Source organism: Nostoc sp. (assembly GCF_036917235.1).
Lineage (GTDB): Bacteria > Cyanobacteriota > Cyanobacteriia > Cyanobacteriales > Nostocaceae > Nostoc.
Window position 1 is genome coordinate 156,564 of the sequence record NZ_JBALDU010000078.1, and the last position, 20,101, is coordinate 176,664.

Consider the following 20,101-nt stretch of genomic DNA (forward strand, 5'->3'; position numbering starts at 1 on the left):
GATTACCTATTTATTTGCTCTCTCCTCATTAGCAGTTCGTAAAAAAATAGGTATTCTTCGGAGAATCTCTTAGCGTAAGTCTTGAAGACAAGGATATAAAAGTGGTTCAAACTAGTCTAAATCCTCATCTAGCTCCAGCTTCTGAAAGTGAACCAAGTTACGGACAAATGTTTGCCGTATTTGTGCGAAGATTTCCTTGGTTCTTAGCAGTATTAATTAGTTCTATTGCTATTGCCAGCATAGTAACTGTAAAAACAAAGCCTACTTATAAAAGTTCTATGCAATTGCTAGTAGAACCTAACTATCAAGGTAAAACGGAAGGTGGTGCGGCGGTAGACAACCAGTTTACTGACTCTAACGTGGTCATAGATACTGCCACTCAGCTTAACTTGATGCAAGGTTCGGGACTCATCCAAAAAGCAGTTGATAAACTTCAGTCTAATTATCCAGATATAACTTCATCTGAAATTAAAGCTTCTTTGGTCTTAACTCAAATTAGGAGCAAAGAAGATAATGTCGCTACTAAAATATTCCAAGTTGAATATACCGCTGGAGATCCTGAAAAGACCCAAAAAGTTCTGGATGCAATTCGACAAGTTTATCTGGAATATAACAAACAACAACAGAGTTCGCGTTTACAAAAAGGTCTGCAAATCATTAGGGAACAGTTAAGTAAAGCCAGTGAAGAAGTAAACGCATCTGAGACAAATTTACAAAGATTTCGTAGAAATCAGAACTTAATCGATCCAGAGTCACAGGCCAAAGCGATTGAAACAGCTTTGAACAATCTTTCCCAAGAAAGACAGACAACTCGCGCTCAGTATGGGGAAGCTTTAGCACGCCAAAAATCTTTAGAAGAACAACTTAACCGTTCTCCCCAAAATGCTCTAGTTGCTTCTCGTTTGAGTCAGTCTACTCGCTATCAAGGCTTACTAAACGAAATCCAAAAAAGCGAATTGGCTCTAGCACAAGAACGCTTACGGTTTACAGATCAAACTCCGAGTGTCCAAAAGCTGAAAGAACAGCTTCAGGGTCAGAAGGAATTATTGCAACAAGAAGTAGGAAGAACTTTAGGCGAAAAGTCTGCTAGTGCATTCACTTCTGGAGACTCTCTTCTCGAAAAAGGACAGCTGGGCCAAATCGATCTCAGCCTTGCTGGTCAGTTAGTAGAAACGCAGACAACTATAGTTGCTTTAACTGCTCGCGATCAAACTTTGGCTCAGAAAGAAAACGAGCTACGTTTGGAAATCAAACGCTTCCCGCCTCTTTTGGCTTATTACAATCGGATGCTACCGCAGTTGCAATTTAGTCGTGAAAGATTAGAGCAGCTTTTAAGAGCAGAACAACAATTACGACAAGAACTTTCTAAGGGTGGATTTAATTGGGAAGTGGTAGAAGATCCTCAAAAAGGCGCAAAATTAGGCCCCAATCTCCAGCAGAATTTGCTGTTAGGTGCTGTGGTTGGCTTAATGTTAGGAGGAATTGCTGCCTTTATTCGCGAATCGGCTGATGATGCAGTTCACACCACTGCTGAATTAGAGAAGCAAATGGCTATGCCGTTGTTGGGAACAACTCCCAAGTTACCGCCAGCTAAACCAAGAGAATCAATGATCAAGTTGCCTTTTGGCAAGCCAGAAGTTCTCGCTCCTTGGACGATTCAGGTATTGCAATCTCCACCGCGTTGGGAATCGCTGGATCTGATTTACAAAAACATCGAACTTTTAAATACTGTTACTAATTTAAAATCTTTGATGATTACCTCAGCTTTAGCCGATGAAGGTAAATCAGCTTTGGCGTTGGGTTTGGCAATGAGTGCTGCTCGTCTACATAAAAGGGTACTGCTGATTGATGCCAATTTACGCGATCCCAGTTTGCACCATCAACTGAATCTTCCCAATGAGCAGGGGCTTTCAACTTTATTGGCGAGTGATACAACTCTACCCAATCAAATTAGTCTTCAATACTCAGGTTCCGCCTACATCGATATTTTGACCGCCGGCCCCAAACCTACCGATCCAGCTAATCTGTTGAGTTCCCCTCGGATGATGCAATTAATGGCAGCATTTGAGGAAAACTATGATTTGGTTTTGATAGATGCGCCCCCAGTTCTCGGTTTGGTGGATGCCATGCTTACCGCATCATCTTGTCGTAGTGTGATTATGGTGGCAAGCATTGGTATTGTGACGCGAAGTCAGCTTAATCAAGCGACAGCTATGCTGAGTAAGTTAAATCTGATTGGGGTTGTAGCTAATGGGGCATCAAATAGTAGTAATTACGTACCTAATATCAAACAACAGCAATTGGCTCTACGTCAGGCTGTAGAAAAGTAGCTAGTACTGGTAGATAATAAATCCCCGATTTCTCTAGGAAGTCGGGGATTTTGCGTTTTGCATTTTTTCTCGTTTATAGCCTCTGGTTGGAAATGCTGTTCATTGGGCTGCTGCCACGAGTAAAAGTCAAATTTTTAACGAACCCAGAGGAAACAGAGAGAAGAGAAGAAAATGCTTAACCCAAGCGTATGCCGTGAGTAAAAGAGGCGGAGCCTCAAGGACGGGCATTCCCAGTCTGAGACTGGGAACGAGGCAAACGAGGCAATCTGCTAAAGGCTGGTTTTAGACTGGCTTTTAGCTTAAATTGATAGCAATGATTTATGAATTGCCTCTGCGTTTTGATGAACCAAATCTAATTTTGTTGCGATCGGGAAGAATTCAGTATATTTATGCTATCTTCATGAGTTTTCAGAGAAATCACTGACTCTTTAAAGAATAAATAAAGAAGTTATTTGAGCGATCGCTATTTCTACAGAGTCTTATATTCTAGAGATTAAAGCACCTTCATAAAGGCTAGAATACAAGAGCAGACTGGTTTTTCAAATCTATCGAGACAATGAACACCTCAGCGTAATTAAACGTTGACATAGATTCATGGGTAATTTCCCTCTACACTTCTCTACTGTCAGTAGTTTCCGGAAAATCAAGATTTGCCCATGAATGTTAATAGTAGCGGTGATTGCTACCTATGTAATTAGTATCTGTTTAATTTGTAAATCTCTACATCAGCAAAATTCTACGTAATACGTGCTTGGCTGTGTGGCAAATACTATAGCATATTTTTGCCCTCAATTATCTCCAACTTTTTGGACTTACAACAAGATTCGGATTTGGGTCTTTGGCATTGATAGCCTTTGATAACGCCTCAGTAATTCATTCCTGTATAAACCCAAAGACATTATGACAACTTCAATAATTCCAACTCTAGAGAATTTATATGATGTAACCCAGTCACACCAAGATAATCGTGGGTACTGCACACTCCTGTGGCGGCGCGGTAAGCTGTTGGTGAAGCCGCTTGGAGGAGTGAAACAACCATATCTGGCTTCATTAGATAATAAGCGATCGCTAGTAGAATGCTTACAACATTCTCCAGTAAGTTTAGTGAGTATAGATCCAAAATTGGGTGAAACTTTGCTCAAATTTTGGGCAGATGCGTGTGAAGCAGCTCAAAAACCAATATTCCTAAGCCTACCCGTTGGCAAAAAACTTCCTAACCAACCCTTCAGACAATTGCAGCGAGTAATTGATTGGATTGCTGCTTTCGTATTGCTGCTATTAGTAAGTCCAGTCATGTTGGGATTGATTGGATTAATGCAGGTTTACTCGCCAGGGTCACTTTTTTGTCATGAATGGCGTGTTGGGGAACGAGGTAAACTCTTTCAAACAATGAGTTTTTGCACCGACAATAACACACTGCTAGGGCGTTGGATGGGTAAATATAATCTCGATAATCTGCCACAGTTATTTAACGTGTTACGGGGTGACATGAGTTTAACCGGATCTCGTTGTTGGACTTTGGAAGATGCAGTACAGCTAAATAAATTACCAGAAATTACAGCTTCCTGGGAAGTAGAGGCACAGTCTCACCTTTTACATCTGGATAGCCAAACTCTGTAATTTATCGGTGCGGTAATTGATGATTTTATTTATCGCACCGAGGCTCAAAAAAATTATTTATGTAGTATCTGGTTCTAGATAATTAGTTTTTCAAACGCGATAAATTACATCTCTACATCAGGGTTTTGTTGCTCATTCTGAACTCTGTATCGATCTATAGAGGTCTATCTACCTTGCCAAACTATTATGATAAAATCCATGAATTTCCAGCTTCCTCAACCACTCAGCAATCTGCTCAAAGCTAGTAGCTTTTGGCAGGACAACTATTTGATATTGCGAGAATTTAAACACTTTCGTAAAATTGCAATTTTAGCTCTGACTTTCTCTATTTTGGCGGCAACCTTTGAAGGTGTAAGTATTGGTTTCTTACTTTCCTTCTTGCAAAGCTTAACTAGCCCCAATGCTCAACCCGTCCAAACAGGAATAGAATGGTTCGATCTTTGGATTTTGGGAGCCAAGACATCAGCAATTAATCGTTTGTATCGCGTATCTTTGCTGATTTTATTGAGTACTTGGTTACGTGCAACTTTCAATTATTTTTCTCAAGTCTATACTGAATTATCTCAACTACATCTTGCCGATCGCTTACGCAAGCAAATTTTTGAACAGCTACAATCATTATCACTAAGTTACTTTAGCAAAACTCGTTCTGGCGAACTAATTAACACAATTACTACCGAGATTGAAAGAATCAGACAAGGTTTTAGTGGCGGAGCTTTTTTAGTAACTAGAGGACTAACAACCTTTGTCTACTTAATATCAATGTTTTTGATATCATGGCAATTGACGATAATCTCAGCATTACTATTTACACTTTTAGGTGTAGGGTTGTCCAATCTGAATGCCAGAGTCAGAGAATCGAGTTTTGGGATGACAACTGCTAATGCCAATTTTACATCAACAGCCATAGAATTTATTAATGGCATTCGCACTGTTCATTCTTGTGGTACTCAAGAATTTGAGCGTCAGCGTTACTATAAAGCTAGCGATAAGGTAATAAGTAGTACAACAAAAGTTGTATTTACCTGGACACTTGTGAAGCCAATTGCCGAAGCGGTAGCGACTACGGTATTGATCGGAATGATTATTTTGGCATTCACTAGTCTTGTCACTAATGGAACGCTACAAGTTGCTTCTTTGCTAACCTTTTTCTTTGTACTATTCCGCTTTATCCCATTTGTTCAAGATATTAATGGCACGAGAGCATATCTTAGTACTTTACATGGTTCAGCAGACAATATTAAAAATCTGTTGAAAAGTGATGAAAAATATTACTTTCAAAATGGCAGAGTTGAGTTTAAAGGATTAAACAGGTCAATAGATTTAGTATCTGTGGATTTTGGCTATGATGATGAAAATCTAGTACTGCATAATATTACCCTGACGATTGAAAAGGGAAAGATGACAGCCTTGGTTGGAGCATCTGGCGCTGGTAAAACAACCCTTGCTGATTTGATTCCGCGATTTTATAATGCTACAGATGGATATCTTTACATTGATGAAATGGATATCCGGCAGTTTGAAATTAACTCTCTCCGTCGCAAAATAGCTGTCGTAAGTCAGGATACCTTCATCTTCAATACTAATGTTTGGCAGAATATTTCTTACGGGACTCCAGAGGCGACGAATGAGGAAATTCAAGAAGCCGCTAAACTAGCGAACGCACTAGAATTTATTTTAGAAATGCCCGAAGGTTTTGATACCCAATTAGGAGATCGGGGTGTTAGATTATCTGGAGGACAAAGACAGCGAATTGCTATTGCACGAGCTTTACTGCGGAACCCAGAAATTTTGATTTTGGATGAAGCAACTAGCGCCTTAGATTCGCTATCTGAGCGCCTAATTCAAGATTCATTAGAAAAGCTATCTGTGGGTAAAACAGTAATTGCGATCGCTCACCGTCTTTCTACTATTTCTAAAGCAGATAAAGTTGTAGTTTTAGAACAGGGACGGATAGTAGAGCAAGGTAAGTATCAAGAACTATTGGAACTAAAAGGCAAGCTTTGGAAATATCATCAAATGCAGTATGAGTTAAGGCAGCCAGATTAGCAACAATATCCAACTAGCAAAGTACTCACAACATATTTATCGGCTGTAAATCTCTACAGCCGTAAACTACTAAATATGTATCGCTAATTTTGCCAAACTAATAAGATTTTAAACACTTATTATTCCTATGAATAAGTTATTAAAATTAGTCCTATATACTTAAAATTCATAGAAAATATGTCCCAGGAAATCTTTGACAAAGACCTAATTTATCAATGCTCAAGTTTTGGTGTCGGTGGGAGCGGAGGCGTTGAAACTTATTTAGCTTCTCTGTTTAAACATCGACCACCTAATGTTAGCGATCGCGTGATAAAATCACTTAAAAATATCAATCAAAGCCAGTTCAAACTACTGCACATCCACAGTCCAGATTTGCTATTGCAGCTTACAGGCGAATGTCCTGCTATCTTCAGCGTTCATAATCACTCATTCTACTGCCCTAGCGGCACAAAGTATTTAGCAGAGCAACGGACAATCTGCGATCGCAACTTCTCTTACTTAGGATGTACCTGGGGTAAATTAGCAGATAAATGTGGTAGCCGTAGACCTTTAAGAACTCTTAGAGAACTTCAAACCACTCATCAGTTTTTAGATGTCTTGAAAAGGCTAAAAATTACTTTCATTGCCAATAGCGAATATGTGCGGCAAGAGTTAATTCAAAACGGTGTATCTCCTGAACAAGTTATAACGCTACACTGTGGAATCTCTATACCAGAAACAGCAAGTTCCCCCCTAAGTTTAGAAGTACATCAAAATCATCGAATTTTGTTTGCTGGACGAATTGTTTCTGATAAAGGTCTGGAATGGTTACTGAAAACCTTAATACATACAGACCCGAAAATTCAACTTGATATTGCAGGTGAAGGTTGGGAACGACCACGATTAGAAAAGTTAGCAAGCACACTCGGATTGAATAAGCGAATCACTTGGCATGGTTGGTGCGATTCGGATCAATTAGATAAACTTTATCAACAGTGTTTTGCAGTTATCTTTCCCAGTGTTTGGCCTGAACCTGCCGGTCTTGTAACTCTGGAAGCATACTCTCGTTGTCGACCTGTAATTGGTAGTGCAGTCGGAGGAATTCCAGAACATTTACGAGATGGAGAAACGGGTATTCTTGTTCCAAGCAATAATATCCAAAAGCTGGCTGACGCTATTAATGAATTGTATAGAGATTATCAAAAAAGCCGATACATGGGTGAGCAAGGTCATACTTTATTGATGAAAGAATTTACAATGGCTGCTCATGTAAATAATCTCCGAACAATTTATGCAAAAACAATAGCTGAATTTCCTTCACCAGCCAACAAACTATATAGTATCTCTCCAGCTAAATAAGCTGAATTTGCTAAAAACATCAAATAGTGCATTTTGTATTTATAAAATATAAAGCGAGAAAAATATGTCATTACATCAAGAATGTCAAGAACCTTTAGTCAGTATTGTTATCCCCACCTATAATCGACCAGACTATCTCAAGCAAGCGATCGCAAGTGCAATAAAACAAACTTATCAAAATATTGAAATTATTATTTCTGATAATTGTAGTTCCGAAAATCCCCAAGCAATTGTTGCATCTTTTGGTGATTCACGCATTAAATTTTGGCAGCATCCGCAAAATGTGGGGATGTTAGCTAATCAGCAGTATGGCTTTAAGATGGCGCGAGGTAAATATGTTGCTAGTCTCCATGATGATGATATTTGGAATGAAGACTTTTTAGCAAAGCTTGTACCACCACTAGAAGCTAATTCTGATTTGATTCTCGCTTTTTGTGACCAATATATTATAGATGCTAATGGCATAATTAATCACGCTGGTACTGAAGAAAATACATGCGCTTACAAGCGAGATAAACTAGCAAAAGGAATTTATAAATCTTTTTCCAAAATTGGGTTAGTAGATAAAAGTATACCTACTGCTGCATCTTGTGTGATTCGCAATAACTTGGTGGATTGGTATAGTATTCCCTCAGAAGTTGCTGGGATGTGGGATTTATATCTAACCTATCTATTCTGTATATCTGGTTATGGCGCTTACTATTGTCCTGAAAAATTGACGCGATATCGCGCCCATGAGCAAACTGATACTATGCTCAGTGGTAGTCGAGATGTACAAGCAAAAATTCGTAAAGCGAAAAGCGAAATGTTTTGCTATCAAGTATTTATGGAAGACCCTCGGTTACAGGAATTTAGAACTCATTTTCAGCAGAAATGGTTAGAAGCTAATACTACTTTGGGAATTGGTTTGCTACGAAGCGAACAGATAGCCGCCGCACGTCCTTATTTTTGGCAAGCTCTAAATCAACAAAAATTTAATGTGCGAACTATGGCAGCACTTAGTCTTAGTTTTACTCCGCAATTTTTAGCAAGTAAGTTAATAGGAATATCGAAATAATATCTCAATATCTCTGAGTTGAGGAATTTATTTGTTAAAGAGACCTCTTGAATAAGTCGTAGGACTTACGCACACTCTACGAATTCTCGGCGCTCTTGGCGTCTTGGCGGTTCGATAAATTAAGCTTTTTAGCAATTTTTGCGTAAGTCCTAAGTCGAATAGACCCCCCTTAATCCCCCTTATAAAGGGGGGAAAGTTGAAATCTTGCCCCCTCCCCAATACATACGGGGAGGGTTGGGGAGGGGTGATTCAAGGATTTTATCCTTAAGGAAGTAGTGTATGAAACTTTGTATTGTTACTCATAAGATCAAAAAAGGTGATGGTCAGGGGCGGGTAAACTATGAGGTTGCTAAGGAAGCAATCCATCGTGGTCATCACTTGACATTATTAGCTAGTGAAGTCGCACCAAAACTAGAAGAAAATAGCCAAGTTAATTGGATTAAAATTCCAGTCAAAAGCTATCCTACAGAATTTTTACGTAATTTCATCTTTGCCCAAAAAAGTGCAGATTGGTTGCGTAAACATCGCTCTGAGATTGATTTAGTTAAAGTCAATGGAGCAATTAATCTGGCTGCGGCTGATGTAAATGCTGTACATTTTGTCCACAGTTCATGGTTGCGATCGCCTGTTCATATTTCTCGCAACCGCCGCGATTTATATGGTTTCTACCAGTGGCTATTTACAGCTTTTAATGCCCGTTGGGAAAAACAAGCTTTCCAAAAAGCGCAGGTTGTTGTGGCTGTATCCGAAAAGGTAGCCCAAGAATTAGTCAACATTGGTGTACCGCGTTCTCGGATTCGGGTAATTGTCAATGGCGTTGACTTAGAAGAGTTTACTCCTGGTGAAAGCAATCGCCAAAAATTAGGTTTACCGGAGAATGTCAACCTAGCCCTGTTTGCTGGAGATATCCGCACACCCAGAAAGAATTTAGATACAGTCCTACACGCCTTGGTAAAAGTACCCGATTTACATTTGGCGGTGGTAGGTCATATCGAAGGTAGTCCTTTCCCACAACTAGCAGCATCCTTGGGATTAAGCGATCGCGTGCATTTTGTTGGATTTCGCCGTGATATCCCCGAAATTATGCGGTCAGTAGATTTATTTATTTTTCCTTCCCGATATGAAGCTTGTAGCCTCGTATTGTTAGAAGCACTTTCTTCAGGACTACCAGTAATTACTGCCACAGCTACCGGGGGTGCAGAGTTGGTGACACCAGAATGTGGCATCGTTTTAACCGACTCAAATGATATCGAAGCTTTAGCTGTGGCGATGATGTCCTTGGTAAGTGTAGATATGCTCATGCAGCAAATGAGTCAAGCTGCTCGTTCTGTGGCAGAACAACACAGCTGGACTACTATGGCACAAACTTATGTGGATTTATTCGAGGAGTTAAGCAAGAATGCGGAACACCGTTCTGATACCGACTTATCGCCGTCCACAAGACCTCTCACGCTGCCTTTTGGCGCTACAGGAGCAAACTAAACCAGTCGATCAGGTGATAGTAGTTGTCCGCGATACGGATGCAGAAACTTGGCAATTTCTGGCGCAATACACAGCGCACAACTTGCCACTGCATACTGTGAAAGTGACACAACCGGGGGTAGTAGCAGCTCTCAACGCCGGATTGGCAGCAGTGGAGGGCGATATTGTTTCCATTACTGATGATGATGCCGCACCCCACCCCGATTGGTTAGAGCGGATTGCGGCTTACTTTACCTCTGATAGTCGCCTCGGCGGACTGGGAGGGCGTGATTGGATATACCACGGCAGCAAATTAGAAGACGAATCCCGCCCAGTAGTGGGACAGTTGCAATGGTTTGGGCGAGTCATTGGCAACCATCACCTGGGAGTGGGAGAACCCCGCGAAGTCGATATTCTCAAGGGCGTGAACATGAGTTTTCGTACCCAAGCGATTGGAAAACTACGCTTTGACGAGCGGATGCGTGGTACTGGAGCGCAAGTACACTTTGAAATGGCATTCACCCTGGCATTAAAGCGGGCTGGTTGGAAGATAATTTACGATCCTAGCGTTGCTGTAGATCATTATCCAGCACAACGTTTTGACGAAGATCAGCGAAATAACTTTAATGAAATTGCCTTTATTAATTTAGTCCATAATGAAACCTTAGTTTTATTAGAGCATTTGCCATTTATCCGCCGGATTGCATTTTTGTTCTGGGCAGTATTCGTGGGTACGTGCGATAGTTTGGGCTTAGTACAATGGCTGAGATTTTTACCTAGCCAAGGGCAGTTGGCAGGGAAAAAGTTATTAGCATCTTGGCGTGGACGTTGGCAGGGATATAAAGAATTCAAAATTCAGAATTCACAATTCAGAATGAGGCAGAGCCTCGAATGACTTCATTCCCAGGCTCTAACCTGGGAACGAGTTGAACTTATTTATATGTACATCTAAAATTGAATGAATTCTAGACAGATACTTTTCAATAGTTTTTTACAAGAAAACTATTCTCCCGAAGAGCGATCGCTACAGGGTTGGATGGCGATCGCAGGCTTTATATTACTAACTGTAGTTTGCTATTTTGGTGGTGTTACTGCCGCATTGCGCCTAATTTACCCGGCGACAGCTTTAGTAGTAGCCTTATTTTTATACTTGCGGCATCCCATTCTCTACATTGGCTTTACCTGGTGGATTTGGTTTCTCACACCCTTAGCTACTCGCTTAGTTGACTATCGGGTGGGCTGGGATGCTAGCCGTCAAATGCTCATAGCACCCTACTTAGTGGTGTTTATTACTATAGCAACATTTTTGCGACACTTTCCCCGCGCCTCTCGCCAAGGGGGTTTGCCGTTTGTTTTAGCTTTTATCGGAGTTTTCTATGGCTTTCTCATCGGTCTAATTTACAACGCACCTATCCCTGTAGCACGCGGATTGATGGATTGGCTCAGTCCGATTATTTTTGCTTTTCACTTATTTATCAACTGGCGAGATTATCCCACCTATCGCCAGAACATTCAACGAACATTTCTCTGGTCTGTGTTGATTTTAGGAACTTATGGCGTATATCAATTTGTGGTAGCTCCTGAGTGGGATAGGTACTGGCTCATACAATCAAAATTATTCATGAGTTCTGGAAATCCTGTACCTTTCGGGATGCGCGTCTGGAGTACATTACACTCAGTCGGCCCCTTTGGTTCTGTTATGCAGGCTGGGTTATTGTTATTATTCACCGGTTCAGGAAGCTTAATTTTTCCGGCTTCAGCTGTTGGTTACTTATCTTTTCTATTAACACAAGCACGTACTAATTGGGGAGGCTGGTTATTTGGAATAATTATGATTATGGGTTCAGTCAAAGCCAAAATTCAAATGCGCTTAATTACCATAATTGTGGTCATGGCTATTTGTGTTGTGCCATTGACAACTATCGAACCAATTGCTGGAGTAGTAGCAGCACGTTTTGAAACTTTTTCTAATATTCAAGAAGATGGCAGCTTTAAAGATAGATCGGGAACTTACGACAGAAATCTTGGTTTAGCCCTTTCTAATGGTCTAGGTAACGGCTTAGGAAATATTTGGAAGGTCAACGAAAAAACTGGTCAAATTGAAGTAGTGGTAATTGATAGTGGCATTTTAGATATGTTTTTCACCCTTGGTTGGTTTGGAGGCATATTTTATATGGGTGGATTAATCTTTTTGATTATTAGTGTTAGCAGCTATGGTGAAGGTCGTTTCGATAGTTTCGTCAGTGCTGCCCGCGCCATTGGGATCAGTTCTGCTTCACAGTTAGTTATCGGTAGCGGGATGTTGAGCGTGTCAGGGATGATTCTTTGGGGATTCTTAGCTATGGCTATGGCAGGACATAAGTACTATAGCAATCCTCAGATGTTCTCCAATATTCCTAACTTCTCTAAGAAATCGAGAATCTCATAAATCTTTTGACATCCTCACCGCCGTGAACGCACTCTTAAGAAGGAGTAATGAGTAATTAGTAATAAGTAATGAGTAAATACCCATTTTTCATCCACTCATTACTCATTACTCCTTACTGATTACTTTAAAGCCGTGCTGGAAACACGGGGTTTTAAACCCATTTTTCTTATAACTTAAATAGGACTGATATAGATTATGAAAGTAATTATTGTCATGCCACTGGCCGAGCAACGAGGCGGTGGTGAAATGATGCTTTGGGATTTGGTGCAGCAGGGACGTAATGCTGGTGTTGAGTGGCTGGTGATATTTTTAGAAGACGGCCCGATGGTTGAACAAGTAAAGTCTCTCGGTATTGATGCGCGAGTTGTAGAAAGTGGACGTTTACGCCAAATCCACCGTTTTATTGGCGCTGTTTTGCGGATAGCTGCGATCGCCCGCCGCGAACGTGCAGATATAATTGTTAATTGGATGTGGATCACGCATATATCTGGAGGTTTGGCGGCAATGCTGGCGGGCTTACCTGCTATGTGGTATCAACTAGAAGTACCTAGTGATAAAACTTGGTTGGTGCGAATCGCTACTTTAATCCCAGCGCGGGCAATTATTACTCTTTCGCAAGATGGCAAGCAAGCACAGGCAGAGATTTGGCCCCACAGACCAACACCTTTGGTTTATCCTGGTGTCGCATTAGACCGATTTGAGCCTAATACTTTACCAACTCCAGAAGAAGCACGGCGAAAACTAGGCTTACCTTCACACGGGCCGTTGATTGGAATTGTGGGACGATTGCAACGATGGAAGGGAATGCACGTATTGGTGCAAGCGATGCCCAAAATTTTACAGAAGTATCCCGATGCCCATTGTGTGGTAGTTGGCGGTAAGCACGATTTGGAACCGGATTATCAGGACTTCTTAAAAGCCGAAATCACCGCTTTGGGCTTGAAAGACCAAGTAATTATGGCTGGACTACAGCGTAATATCCCGGAATGGGTGCAGGCAATGGATGTATTTGTTCATGCATCGGATAAAGAACCCTTTGGGATTGTGATTATTGAGGCGATGGCGCTGGGTAAACCTGTAATTGCTGGCAGTGCAGGCGGGCCGACGGAGATTATTACCGATGGCATGAATGGACTATTAACACCTTACGGCGATGCGGATAAATTAGCGATCGCAATTCTCCGCTATCTTGACGAGCAAGAATTTGCCCAGAGTGCGGGAGTTGCTGCTAGACAACGCGCTCTCGATTTTTCAACGCAGAATTATGCCCAAAATTTTATTAGTGCAATTCGCTCTGTAATGCCTAGCCCTCTATCACAAAAGTTTTGATAGGTTTGTAGTAAGCACTTTAGTGCTTAAAAATTCAGGATTAAAGTCCTTACTACAAACACATTTACGCCTCATAATTAATACTCTCTATGCATCTGCGCAATATAAAAAATATTTATGCAAAAGGAATTAAATAAATGTTGATTGATAGCCGCAAATTACCAATAGATGAAATTATCAATACTGAAGTTTGTATAGTTGGTGCTGGCCCAGCAGGAATTACACTCGCACGAGAATTAATTGGGCAAGACTTTCGAGTGTGCTTGCTAGAAAGTGGTGATTTGAAATTTAATCAAGAAACTGCATCTCTTGGTGAAGGCGAAACGGTTGGAGATCCTTTTCCACCACTGCAAGATATGCGTCATCGTCAATTTGGTGGAATGGCTAATGTCTGGAATATTGAAATTAATAAAAATCAACTTGGTCTGAGGCACGTACCATTAGACGCAATAGATTTTGAAAAACGAGATTGGGTTCCATATAGTGGCTGGCCTTTTAGTAAATCTCACCTGAATCCATTTTATGAGCGCGCTCAAGCAGTCTGTAAACTCGGTTCTTTTGCTTATGAGGCAGAGGCTTGGGAAAATGCTCAATCTCCTCGGACACATTTCACAAGTGACCGAGTTACTACTAATATGTTTCAGTTTGGCCCGCGTGATATTTTCACTAATGAATATCGCCATCAAATCAATCAATCTCCTAATATAACTACATTCCTCAACGCCAATGTGGTAGAAATTGAGGCAGATGACACAGCCCAAACAGTGAAACGCGTGCAAGTTGCTTGTTTATCGGGTAAGAAATTTTGGGTTGTTGCAAAAGTATTTATTTTAGCCGCAGGTGGGATTGAAAACGCGCGTTTGTTATTACTATCAAACAGAATTCAAAAGAATGGATTAGGCAATCAACATGATTTAGTGGGTAGATTCTTCATGGATCATCCTTTTATTCGTTGTGGTATGCTTTTTCCCCAAAATCGCAAAATCTTTAATTCGATGGCTTTGTATGACTTACGCCGCGTGAATAATGTCACAGTCATGGGGAAATTTGCTCTCACGGAACAAGTGATGCGCCGCGATAAATTACTAAATATGACCGCGTTGTTATATCCCAGACATGAAAGGTATAGATCGGCTGCAAAGGCTTCTGCAAAAATTTTGTTCTCTTCAGTTCGACAAAGACAGTTACCTAAAAAGATTTTTCAGCATTTGCAAAATGTCATTACGAATATTGATGATTTAGTAGCTGATTGGTATAAATATAATCTCAAAAAAGAATATTTATTCCCTGATTTGAGTCATGGAGGATGGTCTGATCGTGAAGGTAATGAACAGAAATATACAAAGTTTGAAGTTCTCAGCCAAACTGAACAAACCCCAAATCCAAATAATCGGGTAACACTCAGTAATCAACTAGACAAACTGGGTTGTCCGCAAGCAAAATTAATTAATCATTGGAGCGAAATAGATATTTGCAGTGTGAAGCGATCGCAGCTAGTATTTGCAGAAGAGTTTGCTAATGCCGGACTGGGTGAGTTGCAAATTGAATTGGATGGAGATCGTCCAGTCGCTTCACTAAGTACTCATCACAATATGGGAACAACACGTATGCATCACGACTCCAAACAAGGAGTAGTTGATGCAAATTGTCAAGTTCATGGCATCTCTAATTTATTTATAGCAGGTAGCTCTGTTTTCCCTACAGGAGGCTATGCTAATCCTACGCTCACCATTGTTGCTTTAGCAATTCGATTGGCAGACCATCTGAAAGCACAATTGTCTCACTAAGTACAACTTTGCGTAAAATCGCCACAGTTTTAAACGTAGCGATCGCCTGAGCGCAAATCACCACATTACAGTACCTGCACCGATGCCAAGCCTTTTTCTACTGCCTTCAGCCAGCAAAAAGTGACTTTTCACTGGTCTATTGCTGGATTTAAAGATAAAAATTGATTTTTCTTTCACCAAAAGTCTTTCAACCCCAGTTGAAAGACTTTTGGTAGGATACTTGCTGTCCAGGTTTGTTTCGCTCATTTCGTACATTGCGTTCATTTTGAATAAGAGTTATTATGAGGTGAATGATAATTGCAATCCATATTTTCGTATAGATAAATGGAGTGCAATTCGATATTAGACAGAGAGAGGCTGATATCTATGACACTCAGTACATACCAATCTAGCAGGACTGCTGTACCAACGGAAGAAGATGCTACGCTAGCTAAAAAAAGTAGTCAAACTTTGGCATCTTATGTACGGGATAATCATGCATACCGTAATATCAAAGTTGTGGAAGATAACGCTACAAGTGAAACGGTTACTATACCAGCAGCGGCTTTTCATCTACTTGTTGACATCCTGACACAAATGGCTAAAGGTAATGCTGTTACTCTTATACCCGTACACGCAGAACTCACGACGCAAGAAGCAGCTGATATTTTAAATGTTTCTCGTCCTTATTTGGTAGGGTTATTGGAATCTGGAGAGATGCCATACCGTAAAGTAGGAACACGACGACGCGTGCGTTATCAGGATCTACTCAATTACAAAAATCAAATTGATACTTTACGAATGCAAGCTCTTGATGAGCTTACTGCTCAAGCTCAAGAACTAGATATGGGGTACGAATAAGAATCCTGATGCATAATAGTTTCGCATGATTAGCCAGATGCTCTGCTAAAGGCAACTCTAGGAATAAAAGTACATCTAACAATTAAGTTAAACTAAGTCAGGAAACCTTCTAGTACCCAATTGACTTAGTTTTAACTTTAATACGATTGAAACTATAAGTTAAGATCAAAAGTTTACTTAGTATAAAGGACATTTATAAAGAAAATTTTTTACCACTGTTAAGGGTAATAATTTCAAACTAATAGAGCAATTATAGTGTCTAATTTTACAGCTATTTATGATGCATGTGTCTTATATCCAGCACCATTGAGAGATTTTCTTATGCGACTTGCAGTCACCGACCTATTTAGGGCACGGTGGACGGACGCAATTCACTCAGAATGGATTAGAAACGTTTTAAAGAATCGTCCTGATCTCACGCTTGAGAAGCTTACCAGAACTAAAAATCTGATGAATAGCCATGTCCGAGATTGTCTCGTTACAGGTTATGAAACACTGATCGCAGGTTTACAACTTCCAGATCCAAATGATCGCCATGTCCTCGCCGCAGCAATTCGTTGTAATGCAAGTATTATAGTCACTTTTAACCTTAAAGATTTTCCTGATCAAGCTCTTTCACTATATGGTATAGAGTCCCAGCATCCAGATGATTTCATTCTGCATTTGATTGACCTTAACCCAACAGAAATTTGCAAAGTAGTAAAGAGGCACAGAAGTAGTCTTAAGAATCCCCCTCAAACATCTGAAGAGTACTTAGAATCGCTTTTAAGGCAGGGACTACCACAATCAGTTACTGCTCTACAAGATTTTTGCTATGACATTTAATAGAAATCTGCTGAGATTATGAGAAATAAAGTATTTTAAAATACTATTGTTATCTTACTCTTTCAAAAGAGCGTAATTAGCCCCAGACGGTCAAAATTCGTGTGAAGCACTGGCTAGTTCAACCTCTCGTCAAATGGCTATCGCCACATCCAGGTAGGAGCATCTATGAAAGAGCAATAAGTCTAGTATTTGAGCTTTTCTTCGTGCCATTCAGTGCGAAAACTTACTTGCCTGTTACCGAATGTTGCACCAGCCAGAAATGTAAGCCCATCATTAAGAGCGCCAATGGCAGCATCAACATTGGGATGATTTCTAAATTTGTCCAACTTGCAACCCAACCGGCTCCAGTGGGTATAATCGCAGCCCCCAAACTGGCGGCACTAGTGGCAATGCTAACAGCCGCAGGAACATGGGGGTCAGGCAATCGTTGAGGGATTAACCAAATGGTTGCAGGAAAGATGGCTGCCAACCCGAAGCCAATTAACGGCAAGCTAATCAATTGATCTGGCAGTTGCCACCAAGCAAGTAATCCAATCATTACAAGACTGAGCGACATACTGATTGTGCGGACTGCCCCAAGCCATTGCAAGAAATAACCTAAGATGAAACGTCCCAATGTTAATCCCACCCAGTAGGCACTAACGCTGTAACCAGCAATCAGCGTGGGAGTGTGACGAGCGACAGACTGCACAGTGTATGCCCAGTTGCCGATACAGGCTTCAGTGCCAACATAAACCAGCAAAAGTAGCCCAGTTAGTAGTACTATCGGAGTTTGCAGCGCTCTGCCCAGATTTTCTAAGGCAGTTGTCTTTGATGGCAATACCCGTACTGTCATTGGTGTGTAGTTGAAGATGATAACGCCCAGCACGCTCACAATTAATAGACTGACAATCCCGGCTAATACCCCATAAACTTGTCGCCAGTTCATCCCAACTGCTAATAAAGTAGTAGCGATCGCGGGGCCTGAGAGTGCGCCGATACCATAGAAAGCATGGAGCAAACCAATCAAACTGGCACTGCGAGAATCTTGCACAATGTAGGTGTTAATGCCTGCATCAATCAACCCAATGCCCAATCCCAACACCGATCCAGCTGCAACCATGAGAAACCAGGAGGGTGAGGTAGCATAGATTGTCAGTGCCATCGTCAGCGCACCCGCAGCAATCAACAGCATTCGCGCTAACCCCAGCCGACTACTCACCAGACTGCTGGTGAATGCTGCCAGAATGTAGCCGCTAATTTGACTGAGAAACAGCAGGGTGACGGTTGCTGGAGTCAGGTTATAGGTAGACAGAATCGAGGGTAGAAGAACTCCTAATCCTGCTTCAGCGATGCCAATGGCAATAAAGGCATAAAAGGCGATCGCCAAACCTATCCACAGAGGCGGTAAGGTGCGTTGATAGTCTGTCATTGGCTGGAATGTCCCTGGACTGCTAAGTTTAAGGGAGCCATTGTAATCCCTTCTTCTGTAATTTCTGCTCGATATGCTGCATTTCCTGGATAGTTTCTCCAGTCACGATCGCATAAATTTCGGTGTATATTTTTCCGTATTTGACCCTCTCTAAAGCCGACAGCACGATTAGGTCTTTGCGATCTAGTTCTGGTTTTAAGGTGACTAAAATTGAATCTAATGTTCCTTCCATGCGGTAGCTACTAGAATATTTAGCAACTTCCTTTCCCAGTCCCAGTAGGGTGTGACGCTGCAAGCACAACGGAGTCGATCCATTAACTCGGAAATTGGCATCGATTGCATAAAATTCTCCGTCCCGATCTTCCAGTACATCGAACCCAATGACGCCAAAATAACCCTGTTTGTAAGCATACTGACCAATGGCGGCAATCATCTCAAAGAACTTGCTCATGTCAGTGTTGCGGTAGTCAATCAGTCCTCCTAAATAGTTACCTTCTGGAGTGACGAGTTGGCTGGTAGTGCCGATGAGGGTTATCTCTCCGGTTTTGTTGACATAGAACTGTACGCAGTAATTTTGCACCTCATTTTTAACGAACTCCGAGACAATAATCCTATCGAGCAACTTAATATTGAGGTATTTCCTGATTTCCTCAAAGCAGTAGTTCAGATCGCTGAGGCTTTTGATGATATAAGTGCCTTCCCCTGAGAGTCCGTGGGACGTTTTAATTAAGTAGGGAAATTGTGGTAAATGAATGTCTTCTAGATTACAGGTGTGCAAATTGTAACTCTCGTATTTTGGACATTGCACACCCAGTTCGGCTAGGGTTACTTTGCTGAGTAAACGGTAATGAGTGTCTGAATCAATAGCGTGTTTTTTAGGTTTTAGACGATCAAAGGGAAATAGAGTGATGAGTTTGTCAAAGCGTTCGCTGTGGCTGAGATCGTCCAGATAAGTCAAGCGATCCATTATCAACCTATTGGAGTAGCTGAAGCCAAAATGCTCTTGCCAGTATGCAAGCAGCGACTTTGGCGGTGGATTAAGCGCAATTCCTGGAATGCGATCGCCTAATACAGCTAAAATTTTCCAAGGTTCCTTTTGGCAAATCTTGTCAAAGGAGGTTTTGGTGGCTTCACTACTGCCATCTTGAATAAAATATTTTTCCAGGTTGGGATAAGCAGCCCAACTGGCAGTTGCAGGGTAATTTAGGATAAACCCATAAGATGCATCTGTAATATCTTCAGCAAACAGATCGGAAAGAGAACTCCCTTGAAAGTATTGAAAGTTATATTGTGAGTTCATTTAGCCCTCCCAGAAACCGCATCCTCAAACAATTGGACAGATACATCTTCTGTCTGCACTCCTGCCAGCAGAACCCGATCTCGATCGGAGACAATTTCTTTAGTAATTGCAGCTAAGGCTTCAATAAATTTCGGCAAAATGAATCTATCTTTTGGTTGACTTTGTTTGTAAACACGTTCTAATTGTTTTGTTTTACTAGATTTTATACCTTGAAGATTGCCATATTCTTTTTGCATAGCATAAATAAAGCTAATATTTAACGATTTGCTTTTTAGTTATATATCTTACTCTCTTGAATTTTAATTAACTCTATCAAACGAAATAAG

General features: G+C 41.0%; 16 protein-coding genes. 12 read left to right on the top strand and 4 right to left on the bottom strand.

Features of this window, described 5'->3' with window-relative positions; genetic code table 11:
* The first annotated feature begins 101 nt into the window (after nucleotides 1-101).
* The 10 genes from V7K44_RS22660 (at nucleotide 102) to V7K44_RS22705 (ending at nucleotide 15,399) form a co-directional block, all read left to right on the top strand.
* Nucleotides 102-2,330 carry a GumC family protein gene (locus tag V7K44_RS22660; protein WP_334934561.1) on the top strand — a complete coding sequence of 743 codons (2,229 nt, stop codon included), beginning with the start codon at nucleotides 102-104 and terminating at the stop codon, nucleotides 2,328-2,330.
* 900 nt (nucleotides 2,331-3,230) lie between these two features.
* Complete coding sequence (gene hepC, locus V7K44_RS22665) at nucleotides 3,231-3,950, top strand: heterocyst development glycosyltransferase HepC (protein ID WP_334934563.1); 720 nt, start codon at nucleotides 3,231-3,233, stop codon at nucleotides 3,948-3,950.
* Between the two features lie 198 nt (nucleotides 3,951-4,148).
* Nucleotides 4,149-5,999 (top strand): heterocyst formation ABC transporter subunit HepA, encoded by a 1,851-nt coding sequence (gene hepA, locus V7K44_RS22670; protein WP_334934566.1) that lies wholly within the window; start codon nucleotides 4,149-4,151, stop codon nucleotides 5,997-5,999.
* 177 nt (nucleotides 6,000-6,176) lie between these two features.
* A complete protein-coding gene (locus V7K44_RS22675) occupies nucleotides 6,177-7,337 on the top strand; it encodes a glycosyltransferase family 4 protein (protein ID WP_334934568.1) in 1,161 nt (386 codons plus the stop codon).
* Nucleotides 7,338-7,401: 64 nt separating this feature from the next.
* Nucleotides 7,402-8,394, top strand: coding sequence for a glycosyltransferase family 2 protein (locus tag V7K44_RS22680; protein WP_334934570.1), 993 nt, complete (start codon nucleotides 7,402-7,404; stop codon nucleotides 8,392-8,394).
* 279 nt (nucleotides 8,395-8,673) lie between these two features.
* On the top strand, nucleotides 8,674-9,876 hold the full coding sequence (locus V7K44_RS22685; protein ID WP_334934572.1) for a glycosyltransferase family 4 protein: 1,203 nt from the start codon (nucleotides 8,674-8,676) through the stop codon (nucleotides 9,874-9,876).
* Entirely contained in the window at nucleotides 9,794-10,750 is a 957-nt protein-coding gene (locus tag V7K44_RS22690) for a glycosyltransferase family 2 protein (protein ID WP_334934575.1), read from the top strand. Before V7K44_RS22685 ends, V7K44_RS22690 begins: the two co-directional genes overlap by 83 nt.
* A gap of 63 nt (nucleotides 10,751-10,813) precedes the next feature.
* The gene (locus V7K44_RS22695; RefSeq protein WP_334934577.1) at nucleotides 10,814-12,283 is read left to right on the top strand and encodes an O-antigen ligase domain-containing protein; all 1,470 of its coding nucleotides are present in this window, start codon (nucleotides 10,814-10,816) and stop codon (nucleotides 12,281-12,283) included.
* A gap of 195 nt (nucleotides 12,284-12,478) precedes the next feature.
* Nucleotides 12,479-13,612 carry a glycosyltransferase family 4 protein gene (locus V7K44_RS22700; RefSeq protein WP_334934579.1) on the top strand — a complete coding sequence of 378 codons (1,134 nt, stop codon included), beginning with the start codon at nucleotides 12,479-12,481 and terminating at the stop codon, nucleotides 13,610-13,612.
* Between the two features lie 137 nt (nucleotides 13,613-13,749).
* Nucleotides 13,750-15,399, top strand: a complete 1,650-nt coding sequence (locus V7K44_RS22705; protein WP_334934581.1) for a GMC family oxidoreductase — start codon at nucleotides 13,750-13,752, stop codon at nucleotides 15,397-15,399.
* Between the two features lie 57 nt (nucleotides 15,400-15,456).
* Here V7K44_RS22705 and V7K44_RS22710 read toward each other — a convergent pair whose 3' ends face one another.
* On the bottom strand, nucleotides 15,457-15,663 hold the full coding sequence (locus V7K44_RS22710) for a hypothetical protein (RefSeq protein WP_334934583.1): 207 nt from the start codon (nucleotides 15,661-15,663) through the stop codon (nucleotides 15,457-15,459).
* A 102-nt stretch (nucleotides 15,664-15,765) separates the two neighbouring features.
* On the opposite strand from V7K44_RS22710, the gene V7K44_RS22715 reads away from it, so the two are divergent.
* Together V7K44_RS22715 and V7K44_RS22720 are read left to right on the top strand one after the other, a co-directional pair.
* Nucleotides 15,766-16,239, top strand: coding sequence for a helix-turn-helix domain-containing protein (locus V7K44_RS22715; protein ID WP_334934585.1), 474 nt, complete (start codon nucleotides 15,766-15,768; stop codon nucleotides 16,237-16,239).
* Nucleotides 16,240-16,494: 255 nt separating this feature from the next.
* Entirely contained in the window at nucleotides 16,495-17,064 is a 570-nt protein-coding gene (locus V7K44_RS22720; RefSeq protein WP_334934587.1) for a PIN domain-containing protein, read from the top strand.
* Between the two features lie 223 nt (nucleotides 17,065-17,287).
* On the opposite strand, the gene V7K44_RS22725 is transcribed toward V7K44_RS22720, so the two are convergent.
* The 3 genes from V7K44_RS22725 to V7K44_RS22735 are packed head-to-tail and all read right to left on the bottom strand — an operon-like array spanning nucleotide 17,288 to nucleotide 20,011.
* Nucleotides 17,288-18,475, bottom strand: coding sequence for an MFS transporter (locus V7K44_RS22725; protein WP_334934589.1), 1,188 nt, complete (start codon nucleotides 18,473-18,475; stop codon nucleotides 17,288-17,290).
* Nucleotides 18,476-18,503: 28 nt separating this feature from the next.
* Nucleotides 18,504-19,775, bottom strand: a complete 1,272-nt coding sequence (locus V7K44_RS22730; RefSeq protein ID WP_334934591.1) for a carbamoylphosphate synthase large subunit — start codon at nucleotides 19,773-19,775, stop codon at nucleotides 18,504-18,506.
* The gene (locus tag V7K44_RS22735) at nucleotides 19,772-20,011 is read right to left on the bottom strand and encodes a hypothetical protein (protein WP_334934593.1); all 240 of its coding nucleotides are present in this window, start codon (nucleotides 20,009-20,011) and stop codon (nucleotides 19,772-19,774) included. Before V7K44_RS22735 ends, V7K44_RS22730 begins: the two co-directional genes overlap by 4 nt.
* Nucleotides 20,012-20,101: the final 90 nt, after the last annotated feature.

Bases quoted from the DNA above. Each gene is read 5' to 3' on its own strand.
- hepA (WP_334934566.1), top strand. From the start codon at position 4,149: ATGAATTTCCAGCTTCCTCAACCACTCAGCAATCTGCTCAAAGCTAGT.
- V7K44_RS22735 (WP_334934593.1), bottom strand. From the start codon at position 20,011: ATGCAAAAAGAATATGGCAATCTTCAAGGTATAAAATCTAGTAAAACA.
- hepC (WP_334934563.1), top strand. From the start codon at position 3,231: ATGACAACTTCAATAATTCCAACTCTAGAGAATTTATATGATGTAACC.
- V7K44_RS22725 (WP_334934589.1), bottom strand. From the start codon at position 18,475: ATGACAGACTATCAACGCACCTTACCGCCTCTGTGGATAGGTTTGGCG.
- V7K44_RS22695 (WP_334934577.1), top strand. From the start codon at position 10,814: ATGAATTCTAGACAGATACTTTTCAATAGTTTTTTACAAGAAAACTAT.
- V7K44_RS22710 (WP_334934583.1), bottom strand. From the start codon at position 15,663: ATGAACGCAATGTACGAAATGAGCGAAACAAACCTGGACAGCAAGTAT.
- V7K44_RS22730 (WP_334934591.1), bottom strand. From the start codon at position 19,775: ATGAACTCACAATATAACTTTCAATACTTTCAAGGGAGTTCTCTTTCC.
- V7K44_RS22700 (WP_334934579.1), top strand. From the start codon at position 12,479: ATGAAAGTAATTATTGTCATGCCACTGGCCGAGCAACGAGGCGGTGGT.
- V7K44_RS22675 (WP_334934568.1), top strand. From the start codon at position 6,177: ATGTCCCAGGAAATCTTTGACAAAGACCTAATTTATCAATGCTCAAGT.
- V7K44_RS22685 (WP_334934572.1), top strand. From the start codon at position 8,674: ATGAAACTTTGTATTGTTACTCATAAGATCAAAAAAGGTGATGGTCAG.
- V7K44_RS22690 (WP_334934575.1), top strand. From the start codon at position 9,794: ATGCGGAACACCGTTCTGATACCGACTTATCGCCGTCCACAAGACCTC.
- V7K44_RS22705 (WP_334934581.1), top strand. From the start codon at position 13,750: ATGTTGATTGATAGCCGCAAATTACCAATAGATGAAATTATCAATACT.
- V7K44_RS22715 (WP_334934585.1), top strand. From the start codon at position 15,766: ATGACACTCAGTACATACCAATCTAGCAGGACTGCTGTACCAACGGAA.
- V7K44_RS22680 (WP_334934570.1), top strand. From the start codon at position 7,402: ATGTCATTACATCAAGAATGTCAAGAACCTTTAGTCAGTATTGTTATC.